21 protein-coding genes are annotated in these 21,131 nt (G+C 67.7%); 3 read left to right on the top strand and 18 right to left on the bottom strand.

The window, feature by feature from the left end; translation table 11 throughout:
• Positions 1-18: 18 nt before the first annotated feature.
• The 5 genes from dapE to argB form a co-directional block, all read right to left on the bottom strand.
• On the bottom strand, positions 19-1,161 hold the full coding sequence (gene dapE / locus ABID41_RS10665) for a succinyl-diaminopimelate desuccinylase (protein ID WP_354297574.1): 1,143 nt from the start codon (positions 1,159-1,161) through the stop codon (positions 19-21).
• 42 nt (positions 1,162-1,203) lie between these two features.
• The gene (locus ABID41_RS10670) at positions 1,204-1,680 is read right to left on the bottom strand and encodes a hypothetical protein (RefSeq protein ID WP_354297575.1); all 477 of its coding nucleotides are present in this window, start codon (positions 1,678-1,680) and stop codon (positions 1,204-1,206) included.
• A gap of 357 nt (positions 1,681-2,037) precedes the next feature.
• Positions 2,038-2,868, bottom strand: coding sequence for a 2,3,4,5-tetrahydropyridine-2,6-dicarboxylate N-succinyltransferase (dapD, locus tag ABID41_RS10675; protein ID WP_354297576.1), 831 nt, complete (start codon positions 2,866-2,868; stop codon positions 2,038-2,040).
• Complete coding sequence (locus ABID41_RS10680) at positions 2,868-3,530, bottom strand: pyrimidine 5'-nucleotidase (RefSeq protein WP_331928191.1); 663 nt, start codon at positions 3,528-3,530, stop codon at positions 2,868-2,870. Before ABID41_RS10680 ends, dapD begins: the two co-directional genes overlap by 1 nt.
• On the bottom strand, positions 3,527-4,441 hold the full coding sequence (gene argB / locus ABID41_RS10685; protein ID WP_354297577.1) for an acetylglutamate kinase: 915 nt from the start codon (positions 4,439-4,441) through the stop codon (positions 3,527-3,529). Before argB ends, ABID41_RS10680 begins: the two co-directional genes overlap by 4 nt.
• Before the next feature lie 215 nt (positions 4,442-4,656).
• On the opposite strand from argB, the gene ABID41_RS10690 reads away from it, so the two are divergent.
• Positions 4,657-5,886, top strand: coding sequence for a Xaa-Pro dipeptidase (locus ABID41_RS10690; protein WP_354297741.1), 1,230 nt, complete (start codon positions 4,657-4,659; stop codon positions 5,884-5,886).
• A gap of 4 nt (positions 5,887-5,890) precedes the next feature.
• Here the strand turns inward: ABID41_RS10690 and ABID41_RS10695 are convergent, their stop codons facing one another.
• From ABID41_RS10695 to ABID41_RS10740, 10 genes are all read right to left on the bottom strand, one after another.
• Positions 5,891-6,637 carry a Crp/Fnr family transcriptional regulator gene (locus tag ABID41_RS10695; RefSeq protein ID WP_354297578.1) on the bottom strand — a complete coding sequence of 249 codons (747 nt, stop codon included), beginning with the start codon at positions 6,635-6,637 and terminating at the stop codon, positions 5,891-5,893.
• A gap of 103 nt (positions 6,638-6,740) precedes the next feature.
• Positions 6,741-7,391: a ribosome biogenesis GTP-binding protein YihA/YsxC gene (gene yihA, locus ABID41_RS10700; protein ID WP_331928185.1), complete on the bottom strand. Its 651-nt coding sequence runs from the start codon at positions 7,389-7,391 to the stop codon at positions 6,741-6,743.
• Positions 7,388-9,193, bottom strand: a complete 1,806-nt coding sequence (gene yidC, locus ABID41_RS10705; RefSeq protein WP_354297579.1) for a membrane protein insertase YidC — start codon at positions 9,191-9,193, stop codon at positions 7,388-7,390. Before yidC ends, yihA begins: the two co-directional genes overlap by 4 nt.
• 12 nt (positions 9,194-9,205) lie before the next feature.
• Complete coding sequence (rnpA, locus tag ABID41_RS10710; RefSeq protein WP_331929521.1) at positions 9,206-9,604, bottom strand: ribonuclease P protein component; 399 nt, start codon at positions 9,602-9,604, stop codon at positions 9,206-9,208.
• 35 nt (positions 9,605-9,639) lie between these two features.
• Positions 9,640-9,774, bottom strand: a complete 135-nt coding sequence (gene rpmH / locus ABID41_RS10715; protein WP_056017364.1) for a 50S ribosomal protein L34 — start codon at positions 9,772-9,774, stop codon at positions 9,640-9,642.
• Positions 9,775-9,872: 98 nt separating this feature from the next.
• Positions 9,873-10,622, bottom strand: a complete 750-nt coding sequence (map, locus tag ABID41_RS10720; protein ID WP_354297580.1) for a type I methionyl aminopeptidase — start codon at positions 10,620-10,622, stop codon at positions 9,873-9,875.
• 15 nt (positions 10,623-10,637) lie between these two features.
• Positions 10,638-11,615 (bottom strand): NADPH:quinone oxidoreductase family protein, encoded by a 978-nt coding sequence (locus ABID41_RS10725; RefSeq protein WP_354297581.1) that lies wholly within the window; start codon positions 11,613-11,615, stop codon positions 10,638-10,640.
• Positions 11,596-12,648 (bottom strand): alpha/beta hydrolase, encoded by a 1,053-nt coding sequence (locus tag ABID41_RS10730; RefSeq protein WP_354297582.1) that lies wholly within the window; start codon positions 12,646-12,648, stop codon positions 11,596-11,598. The genes ABID41_RS10725 and ABID41_RS10730 overlap by 20 nt, the downstream gene beginning before the upstream one ends.
• Positions 12,649-12,654: 6 nt before the next feature.
• Positions 12,655-13,278 carry a TetR/AcrR family transcriptional regulator gene (locus tag ABID41_RS10735; RefSeq protein WP_331929536.1) on the bottom strand — a complete coding sequence of 208 codons (624 nt, stop codon included), beginning with the start codon at positions 13,276-13,278 and terminating at the stop codon, positions 12,655-12,657.
• A gap of 144 nt (positions 13,279-13,422) precedes the next feature.
• Positions 13,423-15,360: a methyl-accepting chemotaxis protein gene (locus tag ABID41_RS10740; RefSeq protein ID WP_354297583.1), complete on the bottom strand. Its 1,938-nt coding sequence runs from the start codon at positions 15,358-15,360 to the stop codon at positions 13,423-13,425.
• A gap of 238 nt (positions 15,361-15,598) precedes the next feature.
• Here ABID41_RS10740 and ABID41_RS10745 point away from each other — a divergent pair, with 238 nt between their 5' ends.
• Positions 15,599-15,907 carry a hypothetical protein gene (locus tag ABID41_RS10745; RefSeq protein ID WP_331930882.1) on the top strand — a complete coding sequence of 103 codons (309 nt, stop codon included), beginning with the start codon at positions 15,599-15,601 and terminating at the stop codon, positions 15,905-15,907.
• Positions 15,908-15,973: 66 nt separating this feature from the next.
• On the opposite strand, the gene ABID41_RS10750 is transcribed toward ABID41_RS10745, so the two are convergent.
• From ABID41_RS10750 to ABID41_RS10760, 3 genes are all read right to left on the bottom strand, one after another.
• Positions 15,974-16,777, bottom strand: a complete 804-nt coding sequence (locus ABID41_RS10750; protein ID WP_354297584.1) for a DUF72 domain-containing protein — start codon at positions 16,775-16,777, stop codon at positions 15,974-15,976.
• 62 nt (positions 16,778-16,839) lie between these two features.
• Positions 16,840-17,718, bottom strand: coding sequence for a class I SAM-dependent methyltransferase (locus ABID41_RS10755; RefSeq protein ID WP_354297585.1), 879 nt, complete (start codon positions 17,716-17,718; stop codon positions 16,840-16,842).
• A gap of 88 nt (positions 17,719-17,806) precedes the next feature.
• Positions 17,807-19,459 (bottom strand): M28 family metallopeptidase, encoded by a 1,653-nt coding sequence (locus tag ABID41_RS10760; protein ID WP_354297586.1) that lies wholly within the window; start codon positions 19,457-19,459, stop codon positions 17,807-17,809.
• Positions 19,460-19,690: 231 nt separating this feature from the next.
• On the opposite strand from ABID41_RS10760, the gene ABID41_RS10765 reads away from it, so the two are divergent.
• The gene (locus ABID41_RS10765; protein ID WP_354297587.1) at positions 19,691-21,130 is read left to right on the top strand and encodes a TolC family protein; all 1,440 of its coding nucleotides are present in this window, start codon (positions 19,691-19,693) and stop codon (positions 21,128-21,130) included.
• Position 21,131 lies beyond the last annotated feature (1 nt).

The raw sequence follows: 21,131 nt of genomic DNA on the forward strand, positions 1-21,131 counted from the left end.
TGGCCGGCCCTGCGCGCTTCAAGTGAAGGTTGCGTAATAACGTTCGATCAAGCGCTCGTAGACGCGCTGCAGGTCGCGGATTTCCTGCACGGGCGCGCGCTCGTCGACGGCGTGCATGGTCTTGCCGACCAGGCCGAGTTCCACGACCGGGCAAAGGTCGCGGATGAAACGGGCGTCGGAGGTGCCGCCGCTGGTGGAAAGCTCCGGCGAAACCCCGGAGACGTCCTTGAGCGCCCCGACGACGACGTCGGTGAACTCGCCCGGCTCGGTGAGGAAGGCTTCGCCGCTGATCACCGGCTCGACGGTGATGGTCCCGGGGAAACCCTCCCGGGCCTTGGCCGCCTCGGCCTCGATCCAGGCGGCGAGGTCGGCGCCCTTGTGTGCCGGGTTGAAGCGGATGTTCAGACGCGCCTTGGCCTGGGCCGGGATGACGTTGGTCGCGCCATTACCGACATCGACAGTGGTGACCTCGAGGTTCGAGGGCTGGAAGCCGGTGTAGCCCTCGTCGAGCACATGGTTCTGCAAGGTCGCGAGCAGGTCGATCAGCACCGGGATCGGATTGGCCGCCCGTTGCGGATAGGCGACGTGGCCCTGCCGGCCGTCGACGGTCAGCCAGACATTGATCGAGCCGCGGCGGCCGATCTTGATCATGTCGCCGAAGGTCTCGGCGCTGGAGGGTTCGCCCACCACGCAGTGGTCGATGATCTCGCCCTCGGCTTTCAGGGCCTCGACCACCATCTTGGTGCCGTGGGTGGCCATGCCCTCCTCGTCGCCGGTGATCAGGAAGGACAGCGAGCCCTTCACCTGGCCGGCGGCGATGGCCTTGGCGGAGGCTGCGGCGAAGGCGGCGACGGCGCTCTTCATGTCGACCGCGCCGCGTCCGATCAGCACGCCGTCGACGATTTCGGCGGCGAAGGCCTCACGGCTCCAGGCGGCAGCGTCGCCGACCGGCACCACGTCGGTGTGGCCGGCGAAGCAGAGGTTGGGGCTCGTCGCGCCGTAGCGGGCGTAGAGGTTTTCGATCTCGCCGAATTTCATCCGGCGGCAGGAGAAGCCGAGCGCTTCCAGGGTGCGCTGGACCAGGTCCATGGCGCCTTCGTCGGCCGGCGTGACCGAGGGGCGGCGGATGAGTTCCTGGGTGAGGGCGACGGCATCGAGCATGCCCAGGCTGGTAGCCGGGCAAGCCGCGCTCGGCAACCGGACTTAGCGCTCGGCGCGCACGGCGTCCCAGAACAGCGGCTTGAGTTCGTCGAAGAATTGCTCGGTGCTGTAGGCCTGGCCCAGCGCGAAGAGGCCGTCTGGCTCGCGGATCAGGTAGCCGCGCTCGACCAGGGCCAGCAGCTTGCGGCGAGTGGTCTCACGGGGAATCTGGGTGATGTCGGCCAGGCTCAGGGCGTTGAGGCCCCGGCGGCGTCGGAAGGTCGGCGGCGGGCGCGGCCCCCGCGGCAGGCTCTCGGAAATCTCCGCCAGCAGGAACACCAGATAGAGCAGGCACTGGTCGAGGTCGCCGTCGAAGCGGGTGCGCAGTCCCACCAGGGTCGAGGAAAGCTGCGCGCCCCAGCGGTACAGGAACCGCATGGTGTTCTGCTCAAGATAGCCTTGCGTCAACTCGCGGCCGTCTGGGCCGAAGTCCTGATCGTTCGCGGCCGTCACGGCGGCCAGGGAAAGCCCAGGGTTCATCGCTCGGACCTTTGTTAAGGTTAACTCGGCTCGATTTGAGTTCTCACCCAGGTCCGTGAAAAGCAACGTAGCCCTGTGGATAAGTGTGAGATCTACAGGATGCTTTCTATCGGGCCGTTTTGTGATTCTCGCCTCTTGAGAGAAGGTAGCTTTGCCCGGATTCACCGAGAAGCGAATGCTATGGTTAACGGCCTCTCGACCTGATTCGAACTTTACAATCCTGTGGATTGTTTACCGATGTTCGGTGGATCTTTGGTTCAAAACGAGAAACGCCGGCCCCGAGCTGGGCTCGGGACCGGCGAATCATCGTTCTGGGACAGGGGCTTAGCGAATCACTTCGCTAGATCCCGATGGGGTTCAGTCCCGCAGCAGTTCGTTGATCGAGGTCTTGGAGCGGGTGCGCTCGTCGACGCGCTTTACAATCACCGCACAGTAGATCGAGGGGAGGCCTTCGCCGAACGGGCTCGGCATCGAGCCGGGCATGATCACCGAGTAGGGCGGCACTTCGCCCTGGAACACTTCGCCGGTCTTGCGGTCGACGATGCGGGTGGTGGAGGTGATGAAGGTGCCCATGGAGAGCACGCTGCCCTCGCGGACCACGACGCCCTCGGCCACTTCCGAACGGGCGCCGATGAAGCAGTTGTCCTCGATGATCGTCGGGTTGGCCTGCAGGGGCTCCAGCACGCCGCCGATGCCGACGCCGCCCGAGAGGTGGACATTCTTGCCGATCTGGGCGCAGGAGCCGACCGTGGCCCAGGTGTCGACCATCGTGCCCTCGTCCACATAGGCGCCGATGTTCATGAAGGAGGGGGTCATGATCACGCCCTTGCCGATGAAGGCGCCGCGGCGGACGACGCAGCCGGGGACGGCGCGGAAGCCGGCGGCCTCGAAGCGGGCGGCGTCCCAGCCGGTGAACTTCAGCGGGATCTTGTCCCAGTAGGGATGCGGCGCGCCGTCGTCGATCAGGGCGTTCGCGTTCAGCCGGAAGGACAGCAGGATCGCCTGCTTGGCCCACTGGTGGGTGGTCCAGACGCCATCCTCGCCGCGCGAGGCGACGCGCAGGGTTCCGGCGTCGAGACGGTTCAGGGTCTCGTCGACGGCCTCGCGGACCTGACCCTTGGTGCTGGTGTTGACGCCGTCGCGGGCTTCCCAGGCGGCTTCGATCACGGACTTCAGGTCGTCGGACATCAGGTGGTTTCCTTCAGGCGCGCCGTAATCAGGAACGGCGTAAGCTTTGCGGTGCGGTGATTGACGAAGGGCGCAGTGGAGGCCAGCGCCTTGCCGCCGACCAGGATCGTGGTCATGCCCAGGTCCGCGGCGGGTTTCAGATTGTGTTCGGAGTCCTCGAAGAACGAGACGGCGGCCGGGTCGAAGCCGTGGGCGTCGATCATCCGCTGGAAGCCCAGCGGGTCGGGCTTGGCCGCATAGCCGAACGAGCCGATGTGGAAGACGTCGTCGAACAGCCCCCTCAGGCCGAGATGGCCGAGGACCCGCTCGGCGTGCTTGTCGTCGGCGTTGGTGAAGATGAAGCGCCGTCCCGGCAGGCGGGAGAGCGCCGCCAGCATCTCGGCGTCCTTGGCCAGCACCTCCAGCGAGAGGTCGTGGAACAGGGCGTGGAACTCGGCCGGATCGACGCCGTGATGCAGCATCAGGCCCTTCAGGGTCAGGCCATGCTCGGCCAGGTACTTCTTCTGAAGGGCGTAGGCTTCCTCTCGCGCAAGGCCGGTGACCTTCATCACGAACTCGGTCATCCGCCCTTCGACCTCGCGCATGAACCCGGACTCCTCGGGGTAGAGGGTGTTGTCCAGGTCGAAGAGCCAGGTGTCGATGTGCGAGAGGTCCGGCCTCATGCGCGGATGAGCGTGCCCGAGCCGTGCTCGGTGAAGAGCTCGGTCAGCATGGCGTGCGGCCGACGGCCATCCAGGATGACCACGGCCTCGACGCCGGCCTCCACGGCGGCGATGGCGGTCTCAAGCTTCGGGATCATGCCGCCGGTGGCGACGCCCGAGGCGATCGCCTCGCGGGCCTCGGCGATGGTCATCTGGCGGATCAGCTCGCCATTGGCGTCCAGCACGCCGCGGACGTCGGTCAGCAGCAGCATGCGCTTGGCGTTCAGCGCGCCGGCCAAGGCGCCGGCCACGGTGTCGGCGTTGATGTTGTAGGTCTCGCCCTCTTCCGAGACGCCGATCGGCGCCACCACCGGGATGTAGTCCTGGTCGGCGTAGATCAGGGCCTCGATCAGCTTGGGATCGATAGCGGTGGGTTCGCCCACGAAGCCCAGGTCGACCACCTGCTCGATCTGGCTGTCGGGGTCCTTGCGGGTGCGCACGGCCTTCTCGACCGTGATCAGCCGGGCGTCCTTGCCCGACAGGCCCACGCCGCGGACATCGGCCTCCGAGCCCGCCAGGGTGATCCAGTTGGCGATTTCCTTGTTGATGGCGCCCGAGAGCACCATCTCGGCCACTTCCATGGTCGCCTCGTCGGTGACGCGCAGGCCGTCGATGAAGGTCGACTTGACGCCGGCCTTGTCCAGCATGCGGGAAATCTGCGGGCCGCCGCCATGGACCACGACCGGGTGGACGCCCAGCATCTTCAGCAGCACAGCGTCGGCAGCGAACAGGCGAGCGACGCTCTCTTCGCCCATGGCGTGACCGCCGTATTTGATGGTCACGACCTCGCGGTCGTAGATCTGGATATAGGGCAGGGCCTCGGCGAGGGTCTTGGCGGTGGCCCAGCCCTGTTCTTCGGCGTCGTCGGTCACGGCGGCAAAACCTCCTGGGGACGGGTGCGAGGGACGCCGTGGCCGGCCGCCGTCTTCGGCTGTCGCACCCTTGTTGGCCGCTCCGATAGCGGACCCGAAAGCCCCTGTCACCGCCTCGACGCGACGCATGGACGTAGGTAGCGTCCAGCCAAGCTCTCTTGGGGGAAATTCCATTGCGTTTCGTATCGCTCGTCGCCGCACTGGCGGCGTCATCAATGGCCGTGCAGGCCCAGGCCGCGACCGTCGCCGTCAGCGCTGACCGCCTGGTGGACGTGGCCACCGGCAAGCAGGTCGAACGGCCGCTGGTGGTGATCACCGACGGCCGCATCGTCTCGGTCGGCAAGCAGGGGGATGCGATCCCCGCCGGCGCCCAGCAGGTCGACCTGCCCGGCGTCACCCTGCTGCCCGGCCTGATCGACATGCACGTGCACCTGACGTCCTCGCCGATCTATGGCGGCTACAACGCCTATCAGTTCTCCGACGCCTTCTGGACGGCGATCGGGACGCGCCATGCCAAGGACACCTTGGAGGCCGGCTTCACCACCGTGCGCAACGTCGGCTCGGCCTTCTATGGCGACGTTGGCCTGCGCGAGGCGATCGACAACGGCTATATCCCTGGCCCGCGCATCGTCACGGCGGCCTATTCGTTCGGCGCCACCGGCGGCCACTGTGACGAAACCTTCTTCCCGCCGTCCATGGACCAGAAGGCGCCCTATAACGCCGACAGCCCCGACGAGGCCCGCCGTTCGGTCCGCACCCTGCGCAAGTACGGCGCGCAGGTGATCAAGATCTGCGCCACCGGCGGGGTGTTCTCGCGCGGCGACGCGCCCGGCGCCCAGCAGATGACCCTGGACGAGATGAAGGTGGTGGCCGACGAGGCGCACATGGCCGGCATGAAGGTCGCCGCCCACGCGCACGGCGCGCCGGGCATCAAGGCCGCCATCCTGGCGGGGATCGACACCATCGAGCACGCCAGCCTGGTGGACGACGAGGGCATCCGCCTGGCCGTACAGCACGGGACCTATTTCGGCTTCGACATCTACAACACCGACTACACCCAGGCCGAGGGCAAGAAGAACGGCGTGCTGGAGGAGAACCTCCAGAAGGACCGCGACATCGGCGAGATCCAGCGCGAGAACTTCAGGAAGAGCCTGAAGGCCGGCGTGAAGCAGATCTACTCGACCGACGCCGGGGTCTATCCGCACGGCGACAACGCCAAGCAGTTCGCGGTGATGGTGCGTTACGGGGCCACCCCGCTCCAGGCGATCCAGGCCGCCACGGTCAACGCCGCGCAGGCCCTGGACCAGGCCAAGGACGTCGGCCGCGTCACGGTCGGCGCCTATGGCGATCTGGTGGGCGTGCAGGGCGACCCGCTGTCCGACGTCACCGTGCTGCAGAAGCCGGTCTTCGTGATGAAGGGCGGCGAGGTCGTGAAGCGCCAGTAGGCGGTTAGAGGACCACTTCCGGCAGCATGGTCGCGAAGTGGTCCTCGACCGCGCGGTAGCACTCGCAGGACAGCCGTTCCAGCGCCTGCCGATCGATGATCGCGACGGCGCCGCGCTGGCGGCGCACCGCGCCCTGCGCCTCGAGGTCCCGGATCACCGCCGTCACCGTCGTCCGCTGCACGCCCAGCATTTCGGCCAGGGCTTCCTGGGTCAGCTGGATGATCTGCTCGCCGGCCCGGTCGTGCGCGGCCAGCAGCCAACGGCCGCAGCGTTCCTCCACCGAATGCAGGGCGTTGCAGGCGATGGACTGCATCATCTGGGCGATCAGGGTGTCGGCATAGCGGGAGAAGAGCTCGCCGAAGGTCGGCGAAGCGCACTTGGCCGTTTCCAGCGCCACCGTCGGCATGGCGAAGGCCGAGCCGGCGGTGCGCACCACGGCCCGGCCGAAGGCGGGCTTGTCGCCGGCGCTGACGATGCCACCGACCGCGCCTTCCCGGCCGATGGTCGCGGCCTCGATCTCGTGGCCGTCCCGGGTGACGACCAGCATCGACACCATTGTGCGGTGGGCCGGGAAGTAGGTGACCGTCACGTCGTCGCCCGGTTCGAACAGCACTTGCCCACGCACCAGCGGAACGAATTCCAGCCGGTCCTTGATGCGCTCGAAATCAACCGCCGAAACGGCGGCCAACAGGCGGTTGGCGGTGCGGGGTTCGGCCCTGAATCTCGATGGCGGTTCGACGGCGATGCTCATGCAGCTTCCCTGTGCAGGTGAAGCTTGAACGCGGGAAACGGCCGAACGACGCACAGCGACGCTGGTTCGGCCGGCCAGGTCGCCTATTCGGCGCCTCCCGCCCCTAGGGCGTGACTTCGCAGGCCTGCATGATTTCGGCGCGCAGCTCCGGCAGGCCAAGGCCCTTTTCGGACGAGGTGGCCAGCACGCGGGGGAAGGCGGCCGGTCGCTTGGCGATCGCCGCCTCGGTCCGGCGCTGCACCGCCTCGACCTCGGACGGCTTCAACTTGTCGGCCTTGGTGAGGATGATCTGGTAGGAGACCGCGGCCTTGTCGAAGGCGGCCATGGGCTCCTCGTCCACCGCCTTCAGGCCGTGGCGGGCGTCGATCAGCAGATAGGCGCGCTTGAGGTTGGCCCGCCCGCGCAGGAAATCGCGGCCCAGGTTCTGGAAGCGCTTCACCTCGACCTTGGAGGCCTTGGCCCAGCCATAGCCCGGCAGGTCCACCAGCCTCAGCTTGTCGTCCAGGACGAAGAAGTTCAGCTCCCGCGTGCGGCCCGGCTCGTTGGAGGCGCGGGCCAGGTGCTTGTGCCCGACCAGGGCGTTGATCAACGACGACTTGCCCACGTTCGAGCGGCCGGCGAAGGCCACCTCCGGAAGGTCCGGCGCAGGCAGGCCGTCGACCGAGACCGCCCCCATGAGGAACCTGGCCTCGCGCGCGAATAGCACGCGGCCGGCCTCGAGTTCGTCCTCGCTGAAGAGCGGATCCTGGCTCACCCGACTTCCTTCGCCTTGCCGGTCAGCTTGGCGATGATCTGGTCGATCGGGTTGTCGACCTTGAAGCGCCGCATGATGACGTACTGCTGCAGGATGGTCAGGATGTTCGACCAGCTCCAGTAGATCAGCAGGCCGACCGCGAACGGGGCCATGATGAAGGTGAATATCACTGGCATGAACTGGAAGATCTTCTGCTGCACCGGGTCGGGCTGCGGCGGGTTCATGGCCGTCGAAAGGAACATGGTCACGCCGTAGAGCAGGGCCAGCGGGCCGAGGTGCAGGAGGTCGGAGTTCAGGATCGACCCGATCACCGGCACGGTGGCCGGGTTGTAGGGCAGCAGGCCGAACAGGTTCCAGATGGTCAGCGGGTCCTTGGACGACAGGTCCTGGATCCAGCCGAAGAACGGCGCATGGCGCATTTCGATGGTGACGGTCAGCACCTTGTAGAGGCCGTAGAAGACCGGGATCTGCACCAGCATCGGAAGGCAGCCCGTCAGCGGATTGATCTTCTCACGCTGATAGAGCGCCATCATCTCCTGTTGCTGCTTGGCCGGGTCCTCCTTGAACTTGGCGCGCAGGGCTTCGACCTGCGGCTGGATCTTCTTCATCTTGGTGAGCGACTCGTAGCTCTTGTTGGCCAAGGGGAAGAAGATCAGCTTCACCGCCACCGTCAGCAGCAGGATGGCGATGCCGAAGTTGCCGACCTGACGGAAGATGAAGTCCAGGAAGGCGAACATCGGGCGGGTGATGAACCAGAAGTTCCCCCAGTCCACGGCCATGTCGAGGTGCGGCACGCCGAGCTTGTCCTGGTATTCCTTCAGCAGCGGCGCGGTCTTGGCGCCGGCGAACAGGCGGGTGGTTTCGGTGATCTGGCGGCCGGCCGGGATCACGCGGGCCGGGCCGACATAGTTGGCCTCGAAGATGTCGGTCGAGCCCGAGCGGGTGACGCGATACTGGGTCTGGATCTGTTCCTTCTGGCCCGGGATCAGGGCGGCCAGCCAGTACTTGTCGGTGATGCCGGTCCAGCCGCCGACCGAGGTCAGGCTTGGGCCGCCTTCCTTGCGCCACTTGGAGTACTTCACCTGGCGCAGCTCGCCGTCGAGCCAGCCGATGGCGCCCTCGTGGACGATCTGGTTGCGGCCCAGGTCGCCGGGGATGCCCTGGCGCTGCACCGAGGCGTAGGGGGCCAGGGTGACGGAGGCGGCGCCGAGGTTCGCGACCGTGTCGGTCACGGTGAACATGTAGCGCTCGTCGACCTCGATCTTGCGGGTGAAGGTCAGGCCCTGGCCGTTGGCGGCGCGCAGGACGAGCGGCTTGCCGGGCGCCAGGGTGGAGCCTTCGACCACCTGCCAGACGGTGTCGGCGTTGGGCAGGCCGGACAGGTTGGCGCCGGTCCAGCCCATTTCGGCGAAATAGGCGTATTGGGCGCCTTCGGGGCGCAGCAGCTCCACCGGCGGCGAGTTGCGGTCGACGGTGGTGCGGTAGTTCTTGAGGAACAGGTCATCGATGCGCGCGCCGCGCAACGAGATCGAGCCCGAGAGCGAGGGCGTGGAGATCGGCGCGCGGGCGCTGGCCGCCGCCGCTTCCTGACGCGAGATCACGACCGTCCCGGGCCGCGATCCCGGGGCCACGGCGCCCTTGGGGGCCGCGCCCTGGGCCTCGGCCGCGGCGGCCTTCTGGCGGGCCAGTTCGGCGTTGCGCTTCTTCGAGGCGGGCTCGAGCACCAGGAACTGGTAGACGATCAGGATCAGGACCGCGCTGACCACAAAGATGATCGTGTTGCGGCTGTTGTTGTCTTGCATGGGAACGCGCGCTCAGGCGGAGGGAGAAGGGGCGCGCTGCGAGGCGCGGGACGGGCTGTCGCTTTCGGCCGCGAGGCTTATCAGTGCGGTTTTCACATCGTCAAGCAAACGGGGCCACGCGCGGGTCGGCGTGCCGTTGCGAGCGATCAATACATAGTCATGACCGGGGCGGCCAAGCTGCGGCAAAAGGGCCTGGGCGGCGGCTCGCAGCCGGCGCTTGGCGCGATTGCGCACGACCGCCCCCCCGATCTTGCGGGTGGCGGTGAAACCTACGCGGATAAGGGGGGAGTCGTCGGCCCTGTCACGGGCCTGCACCACCACCGCGCCCTTGGCGCACGAAGGCGCCCGCGCGGCGGCGAGGAATTCCGAGCGCCTCTTGAGGCGCTCGATGACTGGGGGGGCGCCGGTCACGCCGACACCATCGCCTTCAGACGTCAGAGGACGTCTTAGGCGGTCAGGCGCTTGCGGCCCTTGGCGCGACGGCGGGCCACGATCTTGGCGCCGTTCTTGGTCGCCATGCGCGCGCGGAAACCGTGACGGCGTGCACGCACCAGTCGGGACGGTTGGAAAGTCCGCTTCACGAGATTAGCTCCGGGTCGAAAATTGAGCGGCGGTTCCTAAGGGGTGCAGGGAGAGGAGTCAACCATCTCCCCGCAGATTCAGGCGTCGCCCCGCAGATTCAGGCCGCCAAGGTGAGGATTACCGGTCCGCGGCGGGTCGCGACCAGGGTGTGTTCGTATTGCACGGTCGGTTCGTGGCCCGGCGGGGTCAGGGTCCAACCGTCGTCGCCCTCCTCGACCCAGTCGGCGCCGAGCGACAGGAAAGGCTCGATGGTGAACACCAGCCCCTCGTGAATCCGCCGACGGTCGCCCGGCTCCCACCAGGTCGGAATCTCGCCGGGATCGTCGTGCAGGGACCGCCCGACTCCGTGGCTGGCGAGGTTGGTGACCAGGGAATAGCCGTTCTTGTCGGCGAAGGTCTGGATGGCCTTGCCGACCTCGTTGAGCTTGCCGCCCGGGCGCACAGCGCGGATGCCGGCCCACATGGCCCGCCGCCCGTCGCGGCACAGGCGCTCGATCTGGGGCTTCACCGGCGGAACGGCGAAGCTCGCCCCGGTGTCGCCGAAGAAGCCGTTCAGCTCGGCCGAGACGTCGATGTTGATCAGGGCGCCGGCCTCGACCGGGCGATCGTCGGGAATGCCGTGGGCGCAGTCGGGCCCGACCGAGATGCAGGTCGCGCCAGGGAAGTTGTAGGTCAGCTCCGGCGCCGAGCGGGCGCCTTCCAGTTCCAGCAGCTTGCGGCCGAGCTGGTCGAGCTCGCGGGTGGTGATGCCCGGCTCCAGCGCCTTGCCCATGGCCTCCAGGGTGCGGGCCACAAGCCGGCCCGCCGCCTTCAGCCCTTCGAGTTCGTCTTCGTGCTCAATGGTCATGGCTTCTAATATAGGTCAGAGGTCCGGTCGGACGATGGTCTTGCCGATCACCTTGCGGTCGGCGAGGGAATCGAAGGCGCCGCGCCAGTCGGCCAGCGCGTACTCCCGATAGACCCGGGGCTTCATCTGGTCGGCCATGGCCCAGACCGCGGCGCTGTTCTCGCGGCCCTTCTCGGGGAACTGGCGGCCGTACTCGCCGGCCCGCACGCCCATGACCGAGAAGCCCTTGATCAGGGCGATGTTGACCGGCAGCACCGGCTGGCGGCCGGAGGTGAAGCCGATCGACAGGATGCGGCCGTTGAAGGCGATGCAGCGGATGCTCTCGTCGAAGACGTCGCCGCCGACCGGATCGTAGATCACGTCCGCGCCGCGGCCCCCGGTGATCTCCTTGACCTTCTCGCGGAAGCCGCCGGTGACGTTCACCACCGCGTCGGGCCGATACTCGGCCTCGATCACCGCCAGCTTCTCGTCCGAGGCCGAGGCCGCGATCACCTTGCAGCCGAGGTGTTTGGCGAGGTCCACGGCCGCCAGGCCGACGCCGCCGGCCGCGCCATGCACCAGCACCCATTCGCCCGGCTCAACGGCCGCCCTGCGCACCAGCGACACATAGGCCGTCAGGTAGGCGGTGGAGTAGCCCGCCGCCTGGCTGAACGACAGGCTGTCGGGCTTCCTGCGCAGGCCCGCGGCGGGCGTCACCGCATATTCGGCGAAGCCGCCGATCCGCGCGCCGCCGACCACCGGGTCGCCGATCTGGAACTTGTCCACGCCCTCGCCCAAAGCGCTGACCTCGCCGGCGATCTCCAGGCCGGGGATGAAGGGCAGGGCGGGCTTGTGCTGGTACTCGCCGCGGGTCTGCAGCAGGTCGGGAAAGTTCACCGCCGCCGCGCGCACCTTGATCTGCACCTCGCCGGGGCGGGGCTGCGGCGTCTCGATCTCCTTGAGAACGCAGCCGCCATAGTCCGGGGCGAGTTCCTCAACCAGCAGTGCGCGCAAGACGTCCCTCCAAGCCTTCGCGGACCAGGCCCGCGATTTCACGACAGGCGATGTCAGCCGCAGGCACGACGCCGGTGAAGGCGGTGAATCCGTGCGCCAGGCTGTCATAGCAACGATAGATGACAGCTACGCCCGCGGCCCGCAGGCGCTTGGCGTAGGCCTCTCCCTGGTCCACCAGCGGGTCGAACCCCGCCGTGACCACCACCGCCGGCGCCAGGCCGGAAAGGTCGGGCTCGCGCACCGGAGACAGGCGCGGATCGGCGGGGTCGTCCTCGTGCCCGATATAGTGGCCGACGAACCATTGCATCATGGTGCGGGAGAGGGGGAAGGTCTCGGCGTAGGTGGTCATGGACGGCGTCTCGCTGGCGACGTCCACGCAAGGATAGATGAGCAGTTGCAGGTCGGGCTGAGCCTCGCCGGCGCGCCGCAGCTCCTGGCAGATCACCGCGGCGAAATTGCCGCCCATGGAATCGCCCGCGATCATCGCCCGGCCTTCGACGCCGCCGAAGCGCGCGGCGTTGTCGCGCACATGGCGATAGGCGGCCAGCACGTCCTCCAGCCCGACGGGAAACCGATGCTCGGGCGCCAGCCGGTAGCCGATCGAGACGACGCTGGCGCAGGCGACCCTGGCCAGGATGCTGCAGAAGGCGTGGCTGGTGTCCAGGTCGCCGATCACCCCGCCGCCGAAGTGGGCGAAGACGATGACCGGCATGGCGGGGTCGGCGCGGTCCGACCGGTAGGTGCGGGCCGGTACGTTCCCGCCATCGGTGGGCAGGACGAGGTTCTCCACCGAAACCCCGGGCTCGAGCCGGCCGCCGTAGATCAGAGACCCTTCCGCGCTCGTGCGGCGGGCCTCCTCCGGGCTCATGGCGCTCATCGCCGGCAGCCGGCCGGCCTGGGCGGCCATGAACTGGAAGCGTGGGTCGAGCGTGCGGCCGCCCTTGTAGACGGCGACACCGCCGGACATCAGGCGAAGCAGAGGCGCGGGCAGGGACAGCAGCGTCTTGGCCAGAACGCGGCGGACCTGGGACAAGACGCCTTAGGCCTCGGCCTGGGGCAAGGCCTTCAGGCCGCCCTGGATCATCGCGACGGCGAAATCCGTGGCGCCGCGCACGTCGATGGGTCGGCGCGCGAGCATCTTTTCTCCGACGTCCCGGGCGATGGCGATGCAGGCGGCGGCCACGTAGTCGGGGTCGGCGGCGGGTGCGCCCCCGCGGGCGATCTCCTCGACGATGGCCTCGCGGACCTCATTGAAGACGGCGGCCATCTCCGGCGTCTCGCCGTGCACATGGGGCTGGATCTCGCCGGGCGGCCGCTGGCTCAGCCAGGACTTATGGGCGTCGGCCAGGAAGAGGTAGTAGGCCTCGATCGCCGCACGGACGAACTCCTCCCAGTCGGCGGACTGGGCGCGCTGGGCTTTCAGCAGCGGCGCGAACTGCCGCGCGCCCTCGCTGGCCAGGGCCACATAGACCTCGTCCTTCGATTTGAAGTAGTTGTAGAAGGTGCCCGCCGCGAGGCCGGTGCGGCGGATGATGTCGCGCACCGTCGCGGTCTCGTAACCCAGCTCCCCGAACACTTCCCGCGCCGCGTCCAGTATGGCCTGGCGATTGGCGACCTTGGTGAGTTCGCGCTTGCCGGGAGGAAGGACGGCGGCTTCGGACATGCTCGTGGCGGGGCTCGCAAAAGGTGACGACCGTCATACTAGAACCGCCGCCGAGCCGAAGCCAATTGCGGAGATGAACCTTGCGCGACGAAAAAAGGGGGCGCCTTCCGGCGACCCCTTTCCGTCCGGGCGTGTCTTGCCGTTCTAGAACTCTTCCCAGCTTTCCTCGTCGGCATGGGGCGCGGCGGCCAGGGCCGTGGCGCCGCGGGTCATGGGGCGCGGGGCTGCGGTGGGCCGCGGCTGGACCTGCGTCACCGTGCGGGTGGCGAGCTGGACGCCGCCGTTGCTGACCTTGAAGCGGGCCACCAGGCGGGCCAGTTCCTGAGCCTCGTCGGCCAGGACGCGGCTGGCGGCGGTCGATTCCTCGACCATCGCGGCGTTCTGCTGGGTGACCTGGTCCATCTGGTTGACCGCGGTGTTCACCTGACCGAGGCCGAGGGCCTCTTCCTTGGCGCTGGCGGCGATCTCGCCGACCACGTTCGAGATCTCGGCGACCTGGCGCACGATGCGCTCCAGCGCCTTGCCGGTTTCCCCGACCAGGTTGACGCCTTCGCTGACCTGGGCCGAGGAGGCCGAGATCAGCGTCTTGATCTCCTTGGCCGCTTCCGCCGAACGCTGGGCCAGGGCCCGCACTTCGGAGGCGACGACCGCGAAGCCCTTGCCGGCGTCCCCGGCGCGAGCCGCCTCGACCCCGGCGTTCAGGGCCAGCAGGTTGGTCTGGAAGGCGATCTCGTCGATCACGCCGATGATCTGGCTGATCTGCTTGGCGGAATGCTCGATCTGGCCCATGGCCTCGATGGCGCGGTTCACGACCACGCCGCCTTCCTCGGCGTCGGACTTGGCCGAGGCGACGGCCTCGCGGCCATGGCTGGCGCCGTCCGAAGTCTTCTGTACGGTGGCGGTGATCTCATCCAGCGCCGCGGCGGTTTCTTCGAGAGTCGCGGCCTGGTGCTCGGTGCGGCGCGAGAGGTCGTCGGCCGAGGTGCTGATCTCGCCCGCGCCCGACTGGATCGAGGCGGTGGCGCCGGCGATGGCGCTCATGGCTTCTTCCAGCTTGGCCGAAGCGGCGTTGAAGTCGTCGCGAAGCTTGCGGTAGTCGCCCGGGAATTCGGCCGACAGGCGGAAGGTCAGGTCGCCGCCAGCCAGGCTGTCCAGCGCCTGGGCCAGCGAGTTGACGACCATCGCCTGTTCCTCGGCGATGGCGGCCGCAGCTTCGGCGTTCTGGCGACGGGTGGCTTCGGCGGCGGCCTCGGCCTGCTCGTGCTCGACCCGCAGCTTTTCCAGGTGCAGTTGGTTGTCGCGGAAGACCGTCAGGGAGGAGACGATCGCGCCCAGCTCGTCCTTGCGCGCCAGGGCGTCCAGGTCGATGCCGTTGTCGCCGCGGGCCAGGGCCTCGGTGGCGTTCGCGATCCGCTTGACGTCCTTGCGCAGCATGGTGGTCAACGCCCAGGCCAGCAGGCCGGCGATCAGCAGGGTCGCCAGCGCCGCCACGGCCTGCACCATCTGGGCGGTGGTGGAGCGCTGTTCGCTCGCCGCGGCGTTGGCGTCGGTGACCGCGCGATTGGCTTCGACGATCTTGTTCAGGGTGCCGCTCATCTTCGTGTACTCCTCCTCGAAGGGAGCAGCGAAGCCGGCGGCGGTGCCGAAGTCGGTGGTGATCATCGCCGCGATCACGTCCAGCGCGTCGCGGGTCTGCTTCAGGGCCTTGGTCAACTCGTCGAAGGTCTTCTTCTGCGAGGGGGGCGCCTTGGCGGCGATAGCCTGCACTTCCTTGGTGATGGCGTCCACCTCGGCCAGCATGGCCTGGCTCTCGCCCTCGATCTTGTCGGTGTCGATCGAGGCGGCCTGGTGGGTCAGCAGGAAGTAGAGCTGGCCGTGCACGGCGGTGATCCGTTCGGACACCTTCTGCAGGCGCAGGCTGTTGGGCATGTCGACCTCAGCGACCTGCTTCAGGTCCTGGGCCTGGCCGCGTTGGATCATCACGGCGCCGCCGGCCGTCAAGGCCAGCATCACCAGTGCGAACGCAGGTGCGAAGCCGATCTTCGCGATCAGCGGCAAATCAACAAGCCGAAAGCGCTTCACTATAATTTCCCCCGACTACGGATAGCCATTGGCGCATCATGCCGGGAGGTTGCTAACCAATCGTCACTGAAATCGCGGAATTTCTAGGGTCGGGTTCGCATAATAGATATAAAGACAGTTCCGAGGTGCCGCTGTTGGTTATTTGAGATTAACCACGATACACGCGTAAATCTCAGATTCTTTTAACCTGGATGGCGGATATGGAGCCTGCTCTCGTTATCTAGAAAGGAGTGGGGCGATGAAAAATCTCATCAAGATCGGGGGCGGGGTCGCTCTCTGCCTGGCGTTCGCCGGCTCGGCCGCCGCGGCCGATTTCCAAGAAAGCATGGCCAAGTGCCTGGTGAAGCACGCCAACACCCGCGAAGCGGCCGTGGTGATGCTGGAATGCAACGCCGCCGCCGGCAAGCTCTCGGGCTGCAAGGTCCTGGAAGACAGCAAGGCGGGCAAGGGCTTCGACAAGGCCGCGCTCTGCGTCGCCGACGCTCTGCCCATGGGTTCGAAGACCGGCACGGTGAAGGTGCCGATGCGCTTCCCCGGCGGCGCCTGAGCCACAGTTTCGATATTTGTTGCGCATCACGCCCCCGGTCCTCCGGGGGCGTTTTGCTTTGTGCGATTACTTGTCGACGCGGGCCAGGAAGGCCTGGGCTGCGGCCGGGGCGCGGACCTTTCCCTCGTGGATGAAGAAGACGAAGGTGTCGCGCGGACCCTCGGGCGGTCCGGTGCGGTCCACCGGAGCGAGGTCGCCTGGAACCTTGCCGTCCGCATAGCTTGCGAAGCGCTCGGCCCAGAGGTCGAGGTCGTTCGGCGCGTAGGCGGTCTCGATGTCATCGGAGCCGGTCATCAGCCGGGCGTAGATGAAGTCGGCGGTGATGTCGGCGATCAGCGGATAGGTGGCGTGGTCGGCCAGGCAGATGGCGACGTCCCGGTCGCGGCACATCTTCACGAAGGCGGGCGTCGAAAAGCTGTCGTGCCGCACCTCGACCACGTGACGCAGCGGCAGGCCATCCAGTTTCTTGGGCAACAGTTCGAGGAACGCGCCGAAGTCGTCCGGGTCGAACTTCTTCGTGCCCATGAACTGCCAGAGGATGGGGCCGAGCCGGTCGCCCAGTTCGGCGATTCCCTGGTTCAGGAATTTCTCCACCGACTCCCCCGCCTCGGCCAGCACCCGGCGGTTCGTGCAGAACCGCGAGGCCTTCACCGAAAAGACGAAGTCTTCGGGCGTGGCCGCCGCCCACTTGGCGAAGGTCTGCGGCTTCTGGCTCGAATAGTAGGTGGAGTTGATCTCGATCGCGGTGAGATGGCGGCTGGCATAGGCCAGTTCGTCGGCCTGCTTGAGGCCGGTCGGATAGAAGACGCCTCGCCACGGCTCGAAGGTCCAGCCGCCGATGCCCGCCCGGATTTGACCTGCTCCCGCCACCTCGTCGCTCCTCGTCAGGGCCTGCTTCCGCGCGGGAGGTTCGCCCAGTCAGCGGCCGGCGCCTAGCTCTTCCTGAACAGGCACGCCACCGCATCGCTGGGCAGGATCTTCGCAAGAGGATAGGTGGCGACGGAGAAGGCGAAGGCGGCCAGTGACATCAGAAGCGGCTGGTCCTTCACATAGCGGATGCGGGACCAGAGACCGCGCAGTTCCAGTGTCTCGAGCCGGACCTGCCGGACGGGCGCGAAGCCGTGGCGCGCGGCCGCCTGGGCGAGATTGTCCGGGGTGAAGTACCAGATGTGCGGCGAAGGCAGGTCCTTCTGCCACAGACGGTCCAAGGGGCCGCCGATCCCGAGCCGGTCGAGGATCACGGCGGTCCGGTAGAAAAAGCCCCTGCGGTCCGGACAGTTCAGGCACAGGACGCCGCCGGGCTTGAGATGGGCTGCGCAGGCGGCGAAGGCCCCGGCGAGGTCGGGGATGTGCTCCAGCACGTCGTTGAACACGATCACGTCGAACTGCTCGCCTTCGCCGAGCGCCGCCGGAAAGTACCCATGCCTGACGGATGCGCCCCGCGCGCGGGCGGCCCCGACGGTGTTGGCGTCCGGCTCGACGCCCTCGGCCGCGAAGCCCAGAGCGGCGGCGTCGCTGAGCAGAAACCCTGGCCCGCTGCCGACATCCAGCAGCCGGGCGCCTGCGGGGGCCAGGCCGCGGACCGCGTCCAGTAGCCGCTCATTGTTGATTGTCCGCGTGCCCTCGAGGCCGGCCGCCCGCAGCTCTTCGTCGAGAGCGGCCTCGGTCGGGCGTTCCGGGATCTGGATTTCCAGGTCGGATCGCAGCACCCCACATCCGCCGCAGCGGGACAGCCAGGCGCGCCGCAACCGCGCGAAGCCGCCGCCGCAGACCGGACAGGACGCGCTGTTTGCAGGCTCAGTGATCGTCACGTCGCATCCCCCATCGCTTCACGGACCTATAGCAGGCTCGGCGCGGGGTGAGATGGCGCCTGGGCGCCATCTCGTTTCCTCGCTGCGATTATTTCCGCTCGGCCGCGGTCGCGTCGCGGGTCTGCTTGAACTCCGAACCTTCCTTCCATTCCGGCCAGGTGGCCGAATTGGCGAGCTGGCGTCCCAGGTCGAGCATCAGTTGGCCGTCCTGGGCGATGCCATCGAGATTCCAGGTCGCGTCGAACTGGTCGGCCGGCTGGTGGTAGCGGTCGGCCGTATAGGTCTTCGAGAAGGCGTCGCCCGCCGCCGTGCCGCCGTTGACCAGGTCGCGGCCGGAGCCGAACGAGATAGCCGGCACGCCGCGCTTGGCGAACGGGAAGTGATCGGAGCGGAAGAACGAGCCGGCCTCGGGGCGCGGATCGGGCGAATAGCTGCGGCCCTGAGCCTTGCCGACGGCGACCAGGGCGTCCTGCAGAGTCGAGGCGGCGTCGCCCGAGCTGGTGAAGTCCTTGGCCGGACCGCTGGGCGACAGGGCGTCCATGTTGATGTCCGCCACGGTGGTGGCCAGCGGATAGAGCGGGTTGGCCGCGTAGTATTCCGAGCCCAGCAGACCCTTCTCCTCGGCCGTCACCGCCAGGAAGACCACCGAACGCTCCGGCTTCGGGCCCTTGGCGAAGCTGCGGCCGATCTCGATCATCGTGGCGATGCCGTCGGCGTTGTCGACTGCGCCATTATAGATGCGGTCGCCCTTGGCGTCGGGCAGGCCCACGCCAAGGTGGTCCCAGTGCGAGGAGTAGATGATCGTCTCGTTCGGACGCTTGGCGCCTGGGACAATGCCGACCACGTTCTTGGACACGATCTTCTGGGCGTCCACCGCGAAATCGGCCGAGAAGGTCGCGCCCTTCAGTTCGACCGGCTTGAAGGCGCGGGTCTGGGCTTGCTTCTTCAGGGCCTCGAAGTCCAGGCCGGACGCCTTGAACAGCTCGACCGTCTTGTCGCGCTGGATCCAGCCTTCCAGCAGGGCGTGCGCCTCGCTCGGGTTGTCCCGGATGATGTCGAAGACCGGAGCGGTGTTGGAGTTCTTCACCGTGGCCCAGCCGTAGGCGGCCGGCGCCGTCTCGTGGATCACCAGGAAGCCGATCGCGCCCTGGTGACGGGCTGCTTCCTCGTACTTGTAGGTCCAGCGGCCGTAATAGGTCATGGCCTTGCCGCCGAAATCGCCCCGGCCGGTTTCGAAATCCGGATCGTTGACCAGGACCAGCGCGACCTTGCCCTTCAGGTCCACACCCTTGAAGTCGTCCCAGTTGCGCTCGGGAGCGGTCACGCCGTAGCCGACGAAGACGATCGGAGCGTCCTTGATGCTGACGTGCGTCACGCCGGTCTGGGCGGCGCGCAGCGCCACTTCCTCGCCCTGCGACCAGCTCTCGGTCTTGCCGCCGAACGTGGCGCTGATGGCCAGCGGGCCCTTGTTCTCGAAGCGGGCCAGCGGCACGTCCTGGGTCCAGGCGCGCTGGCCGTTCACCAGGTCGCCGCCCGGCTGCAGGCCGGCGGCCTTATACTGCTCAGCGATGTAGGCGACGGTCTTCTTCTCGCCTTCGGTGGCGGGCGCTCGGCCCTCGAAGGAATCGTCGGAAAGCACCTTCACATGCTCCGCAATCTTGGCGGGTGAGATGTCACCGGCGAGTGCGGGGGAGGAAAAAACCGCGCAAATCGCGGCGCCGGCGAGAAGGAATTTTTTCATATTCGTTCCAAAAGGGTGCGGATTACGCGTGAAACTAGGGCCAGGGCCACGCTTTAGCCAGTGCCCTGCGACCATCTCGCCACAGAGGCGAGCTCGGCTGTGGAATATCTCCGTTGTGCAATCGACCTGTCATGCAACCGAGACTAAGAACGAAACGCCGATCTCGCGCGTTTTGCGAAGCTTGGTCCGGTCGTGGGGGCAGGTCGCGAAACGCCAGAAATGAAAAGACTTATGCCTCCTTGTTTCCGTGCGGCCGCTGGCTGGGTCGGCCTGTCATGTCTGGTGCTTGCGGGCTGCGCGTCGTCGCGTGACGTCGATACGCGCCTGCCCGCCGCCTACGAGGCTCCGGCCGAAGCGACGACGCAGGACGCGGTGGATCTCGCCGCCTGGTGGACGGCCTTCGGCGACCCGCAGCTTACGGCCCTGATCGATCACGCGCTGGCTGCGAGCCCGGACGCGCGCACCGCGGTCGCCAAGCTGCGCGAGGCCCGCGCGACCAGGGCCGGCGCCCTGACGGCCTTCCTGCCCCAGGGCAATATCCGCGGCTCGGCGAGCAAGACTGAGAACGACGTCGTCGGCGGCACGGAAATCAGCATTCCGGGCCTTTCCACCTCTGGAGCTCAAGAGAATCTCAGCGCGAACTTCGATGTGAGCTGGGAGGTCGATCTCTTCGGCCGCCTGTGGGCCACGCGTCGCGCCGCCAACGCCGAAATGGCCGCCGCCCGCCTGGACTACGAGGCCGCGCGCGCCAGCCTCGCGGCCAATGTCGCCGACAGCTACTTCACGGCCCGCGGCCTGGCGATCCAGCTCGACGACGCCCGGGCGACCGAGCGTATCCAGGCCGAGCTCTATCGCATCGCGCGCATCCGGGCCGAGCGGGGTCTCGGCTCCACGGCCGACGCTGATCGGGTGGCGGGCGAACTGGCCCAGGCCCAGAGCCAGGTCGCCGGGCTGGAAGCCGACCTGCAGGCCCAGCGCCGAGACCTGCTGATCCTGGTCGGGCGGGCCATCGAGCCGACCGCCAACCTGCCGGTGGACGCCCAGGTCGGCGTGATCCCGCAGGCGCCCGCGACCCTGCCTGGCGACCTGCTGGCCCGCCGGCCGGACGTGCGCCGGGCGGAAGCCATGCTTGGCTCGGCGCTCGGACGGCTGGACTACGCCAAGCTCGCCTTCTTCCCGACCGTGGATTTCACGCCCGGCATCGGCATCCAGAAGAGCGAGCGACCGGGCTTTTCCTCGACCATCCAGAGCTGGACCCTCGGAGGGGCGGTCACGGTCCCGGTGCTCGACATCCCGCGCCTGCTTTCGGAGATGAAGGCGCAGGACGCCCGGGCCGAGCAGGCCGCGATCGCCTATGAGAAGGCAGTGCAGACCGCCTTCGGCGAGGCCGAGAACACCTTGGTCCGCCTGGCCGCCGACCGCCGTCGCGTCGCCACCCTGCAGGACGGCGAGGCCCGCGCCCGCCGCGCCTACGAGGCGGCTCAGCGCGGCTATGTCGCCGGCTTCAACGACCTTCAGACCACGCTCAACAACGAGCAATCCTGGCGCGCCGTGCGCACCCAGAAGACCGCCGCAGAGGTCCAGGCCCTGCGCCGCGCGGTTCAAAGCTACAAGGCGCTCGGCGGCGGTTGGCCGCTGCAGTCCGCCCCGACCAACAAAGAGGCCCGCTGAC

This window comes from Phenylobacterium koreense, assembly GCF_040545335.1.
In the GTDB taxonomy this organism is placed as follows: domain Bacteria; phylum Pseudomonadota; class Alphaproteobacteria; order Caulobacterales; family Caulobacteraceae; genus Phenylobacterium; species Phenylobacterium koreense.